15 protein-coding genes are annotated in these 13,610 nt (G+C 27.0%); 5 read left to right on the top strand and 10 right to left on the bottom strand.

Translation table 11 applies throughout. From position 1 onward, the window contains the following. Positions 1 to 21 precede the first annotated feature (21 nt). The 5 genes from V7Q02_RS14715 to V7Q02_RS14735 form a co-directional block, all read right to left on the bottom strand. The gene (locus V7Q02_RS14715; protein WP_333861847.1) at positions 22 to 465 is read right to left on the bottom strand and encodes a DUF554 domain-containing protein; all 444 of its coding nucleotides are present in this window, start codon (positions 463 to 465) and stop codon (positions 22 to 24) included. A gap of 133 nt (positions 466 to 598) precedes the next feature. Then, positions 599 to 2,311, bottom strand: coding sequence for a methyl-accepting chemotaxis protein (locus tag V7Q02_RS14720; RefSeq protein WP_333861848.1), 1,713 nt, complete (start codon positions 2,309 to 2,311; stop codon positions 599 to 601). A gap of 152 nt (positions 2,312 to 2,463) precedes the next feature. Further along, on the bottom strand, positions 2,464 to 4,161 hold the full coding sequence (locus V7Q02_RS14725; RefSeq protein WP_333861849.1) for a putative bifunctional diguanylate cyclase/phosphodiesterase: 1,698 nt from the start codon (positions 4,159 to 4,161) through the stop codon (positions 2,464 to 2,466). A gap of 530 nt (positions 4,162 to 4,691) precedes the next feature. After that, positions 4,692 to 5,027 carry a branched-chain amino acid transporter permease gene (locus V7Q02_RS14730; protein ID WP_333861850.1) on the bottom strand — a complete coding sequence of 112 codons (336 nt, stop codon included), beginning with the start codon at positions 5,025 to 5,027 and terminating at the stop codon, positions 4,692 to 4,694. Then, on the bottom strand, positions 5,017 to 5,736 hold the full coding sequence (locus V7Q02_RS14735; RefSeq protein WP_333861851.1) for an AzlC family ABC transporter permease: 720 nt from the start codon (positions 5,734 to 5,736) through the stop codon (positions 5,017 to 5,019). The genes V7Q02_RS14730 and V7Q02_RS14735 overlap by 11 nt, the downstream gene beginning before the upstream one ends. Before the next feature lie 121 nt (positions 5,737 to 5,857). Between V7Q02_RS14735 and V7Q02_RS14740 the strand changes: the two genes are divergently transcribed. Beyond that, positions 5,858 to 6,412, top strand: a complete 555-nt coding sequence (locus tag V7Q02_RS14740; RefSeq protein ID WP_333861852.1) for a helix-turn-helix domain-containing protein — start codon at positions 5,858 to 5,860, stop codon at positions 6,410 to 6,412. A gap of 156 nt (positions 6,413 to 6,568) precedes the next feature. Beyond that, positions 6,569 to 6,784, top strand: a complete 216-nt coding sequence (locus V7Q02_RS14745; RefSeq protein ID WP_333861853.1) for a hypothetical protein — start codon at positions 6,569 to 6,571, stop codon at positions 6,782 to 6,784. Between the two features lie 155 nt (positions 6,785 to 6,939). Here the strand turns inward: V7Q02_RS14745 and V7Q02_RS14750 are convergent, their stop codons facing one another. Together V7Q02_RS14750 and V7Q02_RS14755 are read right to left on the bottom strand one after the other, a co-directional pair. Then, complete coding sequence (locus V7Q02_RS14750; protein WP_333861854.1) at positions 6,940 to 7,389, bottom strand: flavodoxin family protein; 450 nt, start codon at positions 7,387 to 7,389, stop codon at positions 6,940 to 6,942. 588 nt (positions 7,390 to 7,977) lie between these two features. Further along, positions 7,978 to 8,409, bottom strand: coding sequence for an ASCH domain-containing protein (locus tag V7Q02_RS14755; protein WP_333861860.1), 432 nt, complete (start codon positions 8,407 to 8,409; stop codon positions 7,978 to 7,980). A 193-nt stretch (positions 8,410 to 8,602) separates the two neighbouring features. Here V7Q02_RS14755 and V7Q02_RS14760 point away from each other — a divergent pair, with 193 nt between their 5' ends. Next, positions 8,603 to 8,995, top strand: coding sequence for a helix-turn-helix domain-containing protein (locus V7Q02_RS14760; RefSeq protein WP_333861855.1), 393 nt, complete (start codon positions 8,603 to 8,605; stop codon positions 8,993 to 8,995). A 165-nt stretch (positions 8,996 to 9,160) separates the two neighbouring features. On the opposite strand, the gene V7Q02_RS14765 is transcribed toward V7Q02_RS14760, so the two are convergent. Beyond that, positions 9,161 to 10,081 (bottom strand): GH25 family lysozyme, encoded by a 921-nt coding sequence (locus tag V7Q02_RS14765; RefSeq protein ID WP_333861856.1) that lies wholly within the window; start codon positions 10,079 to 10,081, stop codon positions 9,161 to 9,163. A 771-nt stretch (positions 10,082 to 10,852) separates the two neighbouring features. Between V7Q02_RS14765 and V7Q02_RS14770 the strand changes: the two genes are divergently transcribed. After that, entirely contained in the window at positions 10,853 to 11,146 is a 294-nt protein-coding gene (locus tag V7Q02_RS14770; protein ID WP_333861857.1) for a hypothetical protein, read from the top strand. A gap of 78 nt (positions 11,147 to 11,224) precedes the next feature. On the opposite strand, the gene V7Q02_RS14775 is transcribed toward V7Q02_RS14770, so the two are convergent. Beyond that, positions 11,225 to 11,725, bottom strand: coding sequence for a hypothetical protein (locus tag V7Q02_RS14775; RefSeq protein ID WP_333861861.1), 501 nt, complete (start codon positions 11,723 to 11,725; stop codon positions 11,225 to 11,227). 98 nt (positions 11,726 to 11,823) lie between these two features. Continuing rightward, positions 11,824 to 12,438 (bottom strand): IDEAL domain-containing protein, encoded by a 615-nt coding sequence (locus V7Q02_RS14780; protein WP_333861858.1) that lies wholly within the window; start codon positions 12,436 to 12,438, stop codon positions 11,824 to 11,826. Between the two features lie 254 nt (positions 12,439 to 12,692). Here V7Q02_RS14780 and modD point away from each other — a divergent pair, with 254 nt between their 5' ends. After that, positions 12,693 to 13,535, top strand: coding sequence for a ModD protein (gene modD / locus V7Q02_RS14785; RefSeq protein ID WP_333861859.1), 843 nt, complete (start codon positions 12,693 to 12,695; stop codon positions 13,533 to 13,535). Positions 13,536 to 13,610 lie beyond the last annotated feature (75 nt).

A 13,610-nucleotide genomic window follows, 5' to 3' on the forward strand; every position in this document is an offset into this window, starting at 1 on the left:
TCCAATTAGCTTTTATCATTTCTATTCTATTTTACACATACCTGTGTATGTTCTCTCTAACATGGATTTTGCAAAGAGTATTTTATTATTCCCTTCAAGTCCACTTTCAAGTGATCCCACTATGGCCATAGATCCCACACAAAACAAAAGACTTGCAGTGACAAATCCCTCTGAAATCTTTACATCCCTGTTTTTAAATTTATCTTGAATTTTATTTCCAAGCTTTTCAATCCTGTCTTCAATATCTATAATTTCCCCTATAAGTCCTCCTATAACCATAGAAGTTATAATCAGTACAACATTAGAACTTTTAATAACTCCTAATATACCTATGTAAATTATACAAAGTGATACTCCTTGAATAATTGTATTGCTTATTTTTTCAGATACACCCCCTTTCAATAAAAGCCCAACTAAGCTCCCTCCAATAATGACTATAAAATTTACAATGGTTCCAATTAACACTTAACATCCCCCTTTCTAAATTTATTACATAACTCAATCCTGAAAATTATATCATACACTCCATGTTTTATATATATTCCTGTCAAAAAGAGATAAGCATAAAGCTTATCTCTTTTAAGTAACATCAACCATACTATATTTTAAATTTTCCCACTATCTGATTTAAATTTTGTGTACCTTCTGACTGACTTTGTGCTGTTAATGCCACCTGTTCCATTTCTTTTGTAGTTGCATTTATACTATCTTTTATCACTTCTATGCTCTCACTGGACTTTTGAGCGGTTGATGTCATATTTTGTACTGCATCACTTACCTGGTTTATTGTTGCTGCAAGTTCCTCAGACATAGATGCTATATCTTCAGACATATTATTTACAAAATTAGAATCATTATAATATTCATCTCCTATGCTTTCTAATTCTGTAAATTTAGGATTTACATTTTCATTTATAAATTTCAATACTTCATTGGCATTTTTAGACATACTTTTAAAGGCCTCCTGAACTTTCACAATAGTATCTTGAATACCAGTTACTGCCTGAGAAGACTGTTCTGCAAGTTTTCGAACTTCCTCTGCAACCACTGCAAAACCTTTTCCTTGTTCTCCTGCTCTGGCAGCTTCTATTGCGGCATTTAGAGCAAGCAAATTAGTCTGTTCCGCTATTCCTAAAATAGTATCTGCCATAACCTTTATGTCATTTACTACCTTTCCATCTTTAATTGACTTAAGCATATTTTCTCTATTTTCTTTATAAAGCTCTCTCACTTCTTCAAGGGATACTTTACTATTTTCTCGAACTTTCATAGCTCTCTGTTTAGAGTTACTGGCATTATTACTACCCTCTGTAGCTTTTTGAGATAATTCATTTATGCTGGAATCCACTTCTTCTACAGAAGCAGTTATCTCTTCTGAAGAGGCACTTGTCTCTTGAACTCCACCATATATATTATTTACTTCATTATCTATATCTCTAATTTTTGTAGACACTTCCTCTATAGTTGCATAAAGTTGCTCACTAGATGCACTCATATCCTGAGTATTTTCTATAATAGTTCTAAGGAGATGAGTTACATTTTCCTGTGCTGTATTTAAGGCAAGTCCTATTTTTCCAAATTCATCCTTTCTGGTTATAGAAATAGACGAAGAAAAATCGTATACAGCTAATCTCTCTGCAAAAGATTGTATCTTTACTAAAGGTTCATTCATATGAATTGACATACCTAATCCTAAAAATACTGCACATAACAATCCTATGATAACTAATACTACCATGATTTTATTTGACCTTGCATATGTTGAATCAGTGTCTAAATTGAATTCCTTTGCCTGATTGAGATTGTTAGTTATAAGTTTATCTAGATTGGCACTCATCAAATCTGTTGTAATAAGGAATTGTTTATATTGCTCTCCTGCCTTTTCCAAATTCCCTTCATTCACAGAACCCATAATATTTTCTCTCAAGGATTTATAATTTTTAAACTGCAATTTATATGTACTCCATATCTGCTTTTGTGTTTCATTCATTGAAAGCTTTTCATAGGATACTGTATATTTTTCAGTTTGATTATCATTAGTTTCAATATCATTTTTCAAATAACTTTTTCTTGATTCATCTTTCACATAGATAAGTTCTATAATATCACTCTTGGATTCAACCAAATTTTTACTCATATCTGTTAACATATATGTTCCCATCAGTTCATTATTATACATACTCCTAGAATTAATGCTTATCGTTCTCAAAGAAAGTGTTCCTATAATACCAACTACCCCTATTAATATAGCTACAATAATAAATGATATGATTAATTTTACTTTTATTTTGATATTCCTTAAAAAGTTCATTATGTTCTTTCCCCCATTTGCACATTTAAAATTTGATAAAATATTTTATACTTTATTTCCTACAGTTATATTTCTATTCCTCACATTAATATAATCCTCCCTTTAAATTATTATCAGTATAATTTTATATATAATAGTTATTTCGTCCAAAATTATAATTTATTTCTACAAAATTTTATATTTGCCAATAAATTTTCTAATTCCTCCTTTGAAAGAGGCTTACTAAAATAATATCCCTGCATTATATTGCATCCTAAAGAATTAAGAATATGAACTTGTTTTTCAGTTTCTACACCCTCTATAATTAGTTTGCAATTTAAAGATTTTGACAAATCAACTATACTTTTAATTAAAATCTTATTTTTTTTATGTTGTATGCCATCTACAAATAATTTATCTATTTTTAATGTACTTACAGGTAATGAAGCTAAATAACTCAGAGATGAATACCTTGTCCCAAAATCATCAAGAGCGATATTTATATGGCTTTCAACAAGCTGATTAAATACTTTTATATTATCATCACATATTTCTAGCAAAGTTCCTTCGGTTATTTCTAGTTCCAATAAAGAAGGAGCAATATCATATTTTGTACACAAACCCAATAACTTATTTTTAAAATCACTTCTTTTTAATTGAACGGGAGATATGTTTATAGCAACACTGTCCACTTGAGTTCCTCTTTCTTTCCACTTATGCATTGTATATATTACTTTATCTAAAACCCAATTGCCTATTTCAATTATATATCCATTATTCTCTATAATGGGTATGAATTCTTCAGGAGAAACCAATCCCAACTTTTTATTTTTCCACCTTAACAGAGCTTCAACTCCTACAATCTTATTGTTTAATATATCAACTTGTGGTTGATAATACACTTCTAATTCATTGTTAAAAATAGAATTTGTTAATTCATTTTCTATTAAAACTCTTCTGCAATAAATGTCAAATATTGATCTGTCAAAAAAAGCATATGTTTTTTTTCCCTTTTCTTTAGAATTATTCATTGCAAAACATCCGTGTTTTAACAACTCACAGCTATTCGAGCCATGTTCTGGGAAAATTGATATTCCTATATTAACTTCTATATAAACTATGTGATCCATTATTTTAAGGGGCTCTCGAAAATATTCATATATTTCATTACACATTTTCTTTATATCCTCTATGGTATTAAACTTATAAACTAATATTGCAAATTCATCTTCTCCTATTTTCCCTAATTCACCATATTTATGAACAATTTTAGTGATTGATTGAGAAAATAACATTAAAATTATATCTCCTATATTGTAATCAAAAATCATATTTAAACCTTTGAAATTTCTAATATTAATATAAATAATAGCTACTTTATTATTATGTAGTTTAGCTATATCCAAAAAATAATCTATTCTCTTTAAAAAAAATAATTTATTAGGTATCTTAGTGATTTCATTCCGATTTTTATTTAATTTATTTTCACTTATTTCTGACATTATGCCAGAAAATAATCTACAATGTTCAGCACTTTTCGATATTTTACCTTTAATTAGAACCCAAGTTGAATTTTTATTCTTCAACCTAAAAGTACTTTGATAAATATACCTATTCCCATTAATACATTCATATAGTTCTTTTATTGCCAATGCTTTATCTATATTGTAAGCTATATTATCAATAAATTCATACATAGTCTTTATATTAAATAAATCATTTTCCACAATATCCTTAATCTTTTCAGATATGAACATTTCACCATTATCTACATTCCATTCCCACACACCATAATCTAAAGCATTTAATGCACATTTCCAGATTTCATCACATTCTATTCTTTGGGGATAATATTTTTTAAGTTTACCCATATTGACATCCTTTTATCTTTCTTAATATAAATTATATTTATAAGACATCTTATATTTACTCTATTTTACATTTTCATCATTTATTAAAATATCAATTGACACAAAATAAATATTATGTACTGTTTAGAGTATATATATAAAATTTACTAGTTATAATAATACATTTTTTATAAAAAACATAAAATATATTATCAAAATAATTTATCTTTTGGTCTAAAATGACAAATTATTATACAATGTTTGCATTTTTTTACAAAATGTATTACAATTAAACAGTACATAATATTTATAAAGTATAATTATTATAGAAAAAAATGAAAGCTCTGGAATTAACCAGAGCCTTTTATCTAAAAGTTTCTCACTAGTATAAATCATACTTTAATTTCATTTTGTATACTATATTATATATCGTACTTTTATAAATGGTTACAATTTTATTATAAATTTAAAAAATAAATTCATTTCTATTAAAAAATTTAAAATAGCTAATCTCATTCTCGTGTTCAAATAAAATCTATTATTACTTCAAACTATACAAATATCACCTGTACAGCAATCATATATACAATTGTTCCACTTAATATACTGATTAAATTATTACGTTTCCAGATATGTAAAACAGCCACTGTAATAATCCCAATGGCTTCTGGAATACCAAAAGGGAATGTATGTAAACTAACATTTCTCAAACAATAAACTATAAGCATAGCTATAATAGCAGGAGGCAAATAATTTCCTATATATGCTATATATTTAGGTGTCACCTTATCCCTTCCCCAGAAAACAAACGGCACCACCCTTGTCCCAAAAGTTATAGCTGCCATAATCAGTATTGCTGCTATAGTATATTCATTATTAATACCCATTATTTAAATCACCTTCATTTTTCTCAAAATTTTTTCTATCTATTTGTTTATGAAATATAGTGAATATTAAAAGTATAATCAACATAGAAGGAAGGATTAAATTATTATTGCCAAATATTAAAATCGAAAAAATAGCAGCACAAATTCCAATTAGTGCCGGAGCATGATTTTTATAAGTATGCCACTGTTCTATAAGAATTACTACAAATAGAGCTATCATAGCAAAATCGATTCCTTTAGTATTAAATTTTATTAGTGAACCTGCAAGTGATCCAATAATTGTACCTATTATCCAGTATATTTGATTAAAAAAAGCAATGCAAAATAAAAACCAATCATTGTTAACACCTTCTGGAGGCTTTGAGGAACACAACAAAGAATATGTTTCATCTGTAAGAGAAAAGATCATATAAATTTTTTTCTTTCCCATACCTTTAAACTTATCTATAAATGACAATCCGTAAAAAATATGTCTTATATTTACAAATAAAGTCATCAGTGCTATTTGTATAAAGCCTACTCCACTTGTTAACAGATTAATAGCTACAAATTGCATAGAACCTGCATATACTGCTCCACTCATAAAAATTGCCCACCAGAGATTATATCCTGATCTTTCAAATAACAGCCCAAATGCCGTACCTACTGAAAGATATCCTAACATAACTGGTATTGTAGCTAAAAATGCGGCTTTAATTAACTTTTTCATACAAGCATCTCCTTTATAATCATTTATTATGTTATAATATAATAAAATATACTATTTTGTAATTATATTATAAATAATATTTTATTGCAATATAACATAATTTTTATTTAAGGAGATATTTATGGAAGATATAAAGTCAATAATAGGCATAAATTTAAAAAATATAAGAAAAAAAAGGCAGCTTACTCTAGAAATGCTGTCTAAGCTCACCAATGTAAGTATCAGTATGTTAGGAGAAATAGAGCGAGGAATCACAAATCCTACTATTACAGTTCTGTGGAAAATAGTTGATGGTCTTAAAATTCCATTCACAGACTTAATAAATGAAGAAAAACCCCCAATTTCCGTAGTTTATAATACTGATGCTAAAATTATTATTAATGAATCAGGATTTAAATTGTTTTCTTTATTTAATTTTGACCCCGTAAAAAAAATAGAAATATATTATAAGATTTTAGAACCTGGTTCATCCTATGAATCTAAAGGTCATGCCGTTGGAATAGAAGAATATATACTGATTTGTGATGGAACAATGACTTTACAAATAGGTGATAAAATCTATGTTCTATCTAAAGGTGATTCAATCAATTTTAAAGGGAGTGTATATCACAGTTATAAAAACAAAGACACATTAGCGCTAAATGCATATATGATTTTATATTATAGAACTGATTAAACATGCCAATAATCGTTAATTTGTCTCTAAATATTATAAATATAATTGAATAATATATTTACCCCTGTCTCTGTCTTAGGTTACAACTATATTATTTATTATAATTACATATAATAATCTTATATTATAACAACGAAAATTAACGGAGGCGATAAAATGTCTGATACCAGCAAAATGGTAAAACAACTTTTAAATAATCAAGAAAATTTTTTAAAGATACAGCAGAAGATCCAAGAAGATATTAATTTAATTAAAAAAGAACAAAATCAAATATTATTTTCTCTGAAATCCACTTTACCTGAAATTCACAATCCTCATATATCTAATTTGACACATAAAAACTATTTTTACTCCATAACTCCAAAGCAATAGTACGTTTCAATGAGAATTTTCTATATGTAAATGCTTATTTTCATCTGAACTTCAAAAAATTTATTCAGAAATATAACAGTACTTATATAACACTTTAGAAAATCAGTCTGAGGAGAGGTGCCTACCTCTCCTACTTTTAGCTGCAGAATATGCTATTAATATTTTAAAAGGTTTTGTGCAAAATCTTTAGCTTTTTCAAAATCATTGTTATCAGGTCTGTTTTTTGCAATTCCTCCAAATAACCTAAATGGGCCAAAAGTATCATAACCTTTACATGTAAAACTCCCAATAACTTTAAAATTTTTTTCTTTTAGCTTTTCTTCTACCAATTTATTATATCCAATTTTACCCCGTCCACTTGTAGAAAATACAAAAGCTTTTGTATTTTCTATAAGTTTTAAACCATCAATAAAATCAAAAATATTTTTATGCAATTTTCCATAGTATATACCTGAACCAAACCCTATCAATTCATATTCACTTAGAGTATTTTCATTTACATTGCTTATTTTAATTATATCTCCATTTAGTTCCTCTCCTATTACCTTACCTATTTTTTCAGTATTTCCATGATGTATAGATTCATATATTATCAAAGCTTTCAAATTTTACACCTCCATATATATATTATGTTTAACTTCTATATAAAACAAAAAAACCCTTCTTAATATAACTTAATATACCAATATAAATTTATAAAATTTTATGTATAATAAATATAATTTTACATATCCTACTTATGTAAAACTTTCCTCGTGTTAAAAGTCTTTGTATTAATATTTTTATCTTTTAATTTGAATAATTGATTAAATATGGAGGCTAACCTCCATATTTATTTTTCAAACTTTAACACCAGATAATCTAAAAAATTATTATGAAACAAAAAAATAAGGCACTATGAAGTTAAAAGTGCCTTTTCTCCTTATTAAACAGTTAAATATTAAAAATATATATTGTTTACGAGAGATTGGAATTTTAATGAGCTTATTTATATGAATTATATTTTATATATTACTACTATTTTATTAATAAATCAATATATTTTTTAATAATATTATTAAATATAGCTAATTTATTTGATAATATTTCAAAATAATATTAAACAAAAAAATTTATTGGCCTGCACTGTAAGTTTTTAGGTTATTAATAACTTAACTGTTTTCAATATATTCTAAGAATCATATTATCACATATTAATTAAAATCATCATAGTTCCATACTCCTAATTTCCCCTTTACAAATTTTGGTTTGCTAAGTACTTCTATATCCTTTAAAATCCACGCATATCTGCCTGGAGTATAATTTCCAAGATTATATTCATTCTTTTCAACTATAAAGTTATTTTCTAGTTTAGCAGTTAGTCCATCTTCACTTAAAATTCTTATACAATCTACTAGGTTACATTTAGCTATTATCATCCCTGTGGGCATATCTATAAGCCTTTGAAAATACTTGTCTAACACTTTCTTAAAAGGATGTATCAGACAAACGCTTCCATTTATAGTACTTCCCGAATGTATCAACAGTGCTCCACGATATTTAGTGCTCCAGGATCTTGTTTCAATTTTCTTTTCACCAAGAACTATAAGACTTGCCCAAGGCTGGTTAATTGTTAATACTTTTATGAGATCCCCTCCCCAATTCTACAAAATAATCTGTTTAAAATACTTAATTGTACAACATAAAGTTGTCCATATTTTCATGATACACAACTTTATGTTGTACATCAATGCTTTCTTAAACCTTTTGTTGTATAACATATGGTAATAACCTATTTGTTGTATAATTATAATAATAAGGTATTGGTGGTGACTAGTATTGTTAAGTGATCGTTTAAAAGAGCTTAGAAATGAACATAACCTTTTACAAAAAGAAATAGCTAAAAAACTTAAAATTACAACAAGTGCCTATGGCTTTTATGAACAAGGTAAAAGGACTCCTGATACAGAAACATTAAATAAAATAGCTGAGTTTTATAGTGTTTCAATAGACTATTTACTAGGAAGAACCAATATCCGTGATTCAGCAGATAAAATAGCTAATTCTCTAAACAATAATCCTGAACTATCAGAATTTTGGAATTCACTACAAAATAGAAAAGATTTACAGCTGCTTTTTAAACATACTAAAGATTTATCTTCTAAAAATATTAACCAGATAATTAGAATCATAAAAGCCATTAAAGATGATGAAGATAAAACCAAGGGATAATAATTATTTTAATATAATACTCCTATTTTATTTTTATAAACTTTTAATATCTTAACTATTATCATCTTAGTGGATTTAGGTGAAATGTAATTATAAATAATATTTCACCTAAATCCTACAATAATTAATTTTAAAATATAATTAGCTAATAATAGTTTCTTTTATCTAATTATTTAAAAATACATTCCAAGTCTGTGTTTTTAAAATCCCGTCCGTACTCCTACCCCAGTTTTTCTGAAGTTCAGTTACAGCTTGAAAAGTTGCCTCATCATACAACATTGGAGTGTAAGAATTTTCCTTTAAATAACCATATTGTTCTAATTTCTGCTGCATCCATAAAACTACATGAGACTTATGCCCCTTAATAATGAGACTTTCAATTCCTTTAAGTGCCGCCATGGTAGCCGGCCCCACTATTCCATCAATAATTAACTTTGCATTATAATCAATATTCAAGTTGTATTGAAGAGATTTAATTTGTTCTACAAGTATATCAGTTTTTACTGGTTTATTTGTGTGCAAACTATTATAGAATGCTTTAGACATATAATTTAAATCAAAATATCCATTTATTCCTGATATTTTTCCTTTTTCTGTATACTGCCATATAGCATATTCTTTCCACAATACAGTACTTGGACTGCTTACTCCATAATTTGCTATCCACAGAGGATACTTAGTTATACTACTATTTAAATGTGCTTTTATATAGCTTGGATTACAATAAATGAGTGCAGGCGCAACAGTTGATATTATATCTAAGAAATCCAGACATATTTCTGTTATATCCCCACTCACCTGCTGTTCAACATCTAAAACTACCAAATCAGGTTTATTTCCTAAAACAATAGATTTAAAAAAATATGCTTCCTCAACTGCCTTGGTTCGATCATGAAATCTAGCAAAGTGATAAGCTCCAGTCACAAGCCCCAGTTCCTTAGCCCATTTTATATTATAATTGTAATATTTATCTATAAAGGTACTCCCTTCAGTAGCTTTTGCAATTATAAAAGAATTACCTTGATTTTTTATTAAATTTATATTAACCAAATCATTCAAATTACTTATATCTACCCCATTAATCATAAGAAATTCCCTCCTTATCACTAATATATTAGCCATATCAATTTTTGACATTTCTACTTATTATAGAATAATAATTTAAATTCTACATAATATATTAGATATCAAATATTAAATGAGGTACAATTTTTATGTTATTAAATATTATAATAGGACTTATACTCCCCTGGATAAACAGCATATTTTGGCGTAGTTCAAAAACTAATTTAACGCTATATCAATCAAACTGATCAATACAGTAAAATGGCAGGATTAAAAATAACGACATGTGCACATTTGAACTACGCCCATATTTTTATATTTTTAAAAAAAAGAGCTACTGTTAACCACATTTCCTTTTGCAAGTTCACTAGCATTAGTTATAAATGCCTGGGGATTTAATAAAGATTATTGGAACCTATATCCCTTTGAGTGTCAGCATAATATTAGATATTCCTTTTGGCATCAGCCTTTACCCCATTATGGGAGTAATATGTTGTATTTTATAAGACACACAAAATTAAAACCATACTTTATCATTTCATCTGCTATTTTATTTACTACTTTCTTAGAATTTTTAGGCGTGTTAAGCGGCAGGGTTTTTTATGCCAACGGATGGAATCTGCTTTATACATTTTTTTCTTATATACTTCCTTATATTGTACTCCATTACTTTTATTTGTATTTAAGAAAAATTAAAATATCAAAATAATTTGATTATTATATTTTAAAATATACTTTAATTTTCATTCACAAATTTAATATTTTTCTCATAGTATAGCATTATAAATAAGTTTGTGGAGGTACCTCATGAGCAATAGTGATTCCAACGAGAGCATCAATGAAGAAATTGAAAATTCCTATAATTTCGAAGCTCCTATGTATTGTCCATACTGCTCAATGCCTTATTTCAGATCCATTCCAAATCAATATACATCCCTAGATCCTTGTGATGAAGACTTTGATAACAATTTTTATCCGGTATATAGACACAGAAGACGCAGAAGACACAGACGTAGAAGGCACAGACGTGGAGGATTTCCTCTTTGGCCATTAATATTCTTCTATGACGATTGGTATTGGTGGTAAATAAAATTCTATACTTCATAAACATACTTTAACTATTATAGAAAATAAGCATTTATTTTATTAGTGCTTATTTTCATTTTAGTTTACCGGAATAAGCTTATCTTCTCCTAAATCCCATTCATATATTTTGCCGCTTTTTTTATTAACATAATACCATCCCATGGTAGCGGAATGATCTTCCATATTGTCAAACACCTGTATAACATAATAAATTTCACTGTTCTTTATATCTTCATGATCAAATACGAACTTAGTATTTTCATTTTTAGTCCTATAATATTTAGATGTTAACTCCACTGCTTTCTCTTCAGTAATAGTATCTATTCCACTATTTGAATAATCACTATTTTTATCTGCATTGTCTTCTTTTTTATCCTTAATATGAGCTTTTGAGGTTTCATTTAATTTTTCTTCGGATTTTTTATATTCATCCTTTTTCATATAACTATCAGCTTTATTTAAGAGTTTATTGTGTATCTTATTATGATAATACCTGTATCCTCCATAAACTGCAGAACACAATAGAATAAATAAAATGGCCACCCATATCTTCAAATACTTTTTACTCAAAAATATCATCTTCCTCCAAGTACCTGATTTTATTAAAATATTATCAGACATAAACCTTATTTACAAGCATATCATTAAATATTCGAAAATTAAAAAGCGTTAGATTTTTAATTCAATCTAACACTTTTCAACTCTTTACAAAGTGAATTAAATAATTCTTTATTTTTATTATCTAAAGCTCCATCTATAAGAGTATACAAAACTTCACTGTATAATTTTTCTCTTTCTTTCTTCATTAAAGGATTTATTATATAATTCATATAATAAATGGATGGATTTTTCATATTGTCTGAATATATATTCTTTAACATATTTATATAAAATTCCAATTCTGATATTGATATACTAAAAAACAATCTAGTTGAATCTTTTTCTACAGAAATTTTTATCATTTCTGTATTAAGAAATGTCAATTTTATACTATTAAAGTCTTCTATTTGAAATTTTTTACTTTTACTAGTTGAAGTCTTAAAGTTTGTTAAAAACTTTATATAATTTGAAAAATCTTTCTCCTCAAATTCAAAATCACTCAATACAGTTTTAAAACCACATCTCTTTTTAAAAGAAATTTTATACCTACTATGTTCATTTATTTTTTTTCTAGCTAAAACCAAAATGCTGTCTACAAATTTATCCATAGCTCTCTTAGGAACTAGCTTTATTCCATACTTAAATCCATTATGTTCCTTCGTATTAGAAACAATAAAATCACTCATATCCATAAATTTATCCCCTTTTTTAGTAATGTACGTATTTTAAATAATACTTTTCTATTATAAACGAAATAAATCACTTTTTGCGATTATGCACAATATTAAAAAAGTTTAAAAAATACTTCCTTAAAAATATATTATTTTACTTATATACTTATTTTATCTTCTTTTATATTATATAATTTACTTGTAAACTTTAAATTAATTATATTTTATATAAAATAAAAATTTTGCCCTAAATTCAATAGAAAGGTAGGATATAGATGTATATTACAAATGAACGAATAGAGAGCTTTATTAAAGAGGATGTACCCTATATTGACTTAACAACTCTGATTCTTGGAATTGGCAATAAAAAAGGTTCCCTACAATTTTTTTCAAGAGAAGATGCTGTACTTTGTGGCATAGAAGAAGCTACAAAAATTTTTGAAAAATTAAACATAGATTTAATTAAAGCATCTACTTCCGGCAGCATAGTGAAAAAAAATGAAGCTTTTCTCGAAGGAATAGGGAAAGCTGAGGATTTACACACAGCATGGAAAATTTCCCAAAACATTCTTGAATATAGTTCAGGAATTGCAACAAAAACAAAAAAATTAATAAATAAAATCTCTAATATAAATCCTAATATACAAGTCATAACTACAAGGAAAACAATTCCAGGCACAAAAGAATTGGCCACAAAAGCAGTTATTGCAGGAGGTGGTTTTCCCCACAGACTTGGGTTGTCAGAGACCATACTAATTTTCAAACAGCATATAAACTTTTTAGGGGGTATCAATGGACTAGTTAAAATATTAAAAAACATTAAATCTAAAGCTTGTGAAAAAAAAGTAATAGTGGAAATAGATAATTTAGAACAAGCTATCGAGCTTAGTAAGACCGGTATTGATGGTCTTCAGTTTGATAAAATTCACTACAACAAATTAAAGACAATTGTAAATACAATTAGAGAGATCAATCCTTCCATTGTCACACTTGCCTCTGGGGGTATTAATGAAAATAATATTATAGAATATGCTAAAACAGGCGTTGATGCTATTGTTACTACTTCACCTTATTATGCAAAGCCTATAGATATGGGATGTAATATAATACCCCTTTAATACCTTTTATTTGACTTCTTATACTAATTTTCTTTAAAAGTCATATAAAAATAGTATAATATTACTAATGGATGG

This window comes from Clostridium sp. (assembly GCF_036781005.1).
Lineage (GTDB): Bacteria > Bacillota > Clostridia > Clostridiales > Clostridiaceae > Clostridium_B.

Coding starts and splice junctions, on each gene's coding strand:
- V7Q02_RS14720 (WP_333861848.1), bottom strand. CDS start 2,311: ATGAACTTTTTAAGGAATATCAAAATAAAAGTAAAATTAATCATATCA.
- V7Q02_RS14725 (WP_333861849.1), bottom strand. CDS start 4,161: ATGGGTAAACTTAAAAAATATTATCCCCAAAGAATAGAATGTGATGAA.
- V7Q02_RS14730 (WP_333861850.1), bottom strand. CDS start 5,027: ATGGGTATTAATAATGAATATACTATAGCAGCAATACTGATTATGGCA.
- V7Q02_RS14735 (WP_333861851.1), bottom strand. CDS start 5,736: ATGAAAAAGTTAATTAAAGCCGCATTTTTAGCTACAATACCAGTTATG.
- V7Q02_RS14740 (WP_333861852.1), top strand. CDS start 5,858: ATGGAAGATATAAAGTCAATAATAGGCATAAATTTAAAAAATATAAGA.
- V7Q02_RS14745 (WP_333861853.1), top strand. CDS start 6,569: ATGTCTGATACCAGCAAAATGGTAAAACAACTTTTAAATAATCAAGAA.
- V7Q02_RS14765 (WP_333861856.1), bottom strand. CDS start 10,081: ATGATTAATGGGGTAGATATAAGTAATTTGAATGATTTGGTTAATATA.
- V7Q02_RS14775 (WP_333861861.1), bottom strand. CDS start 11,725: ATGATATTTTTGAGTAAAAAGTATTTGAAGATATGGGTGGCCATTTTA.
- V7Q02_RS14780 (WP_333861858.1), bottom strand. CDS start 12,438: ATGGATATGAGTGATTTTATTGTTTCTAATACGAAGGAACATAATGGA.
- modD (WP_333861859.1), top strand. CDS start 12,693: ATGTATATTACAAATGAACGAATAGAGAGCTTTATTAAAGAGGATGTA.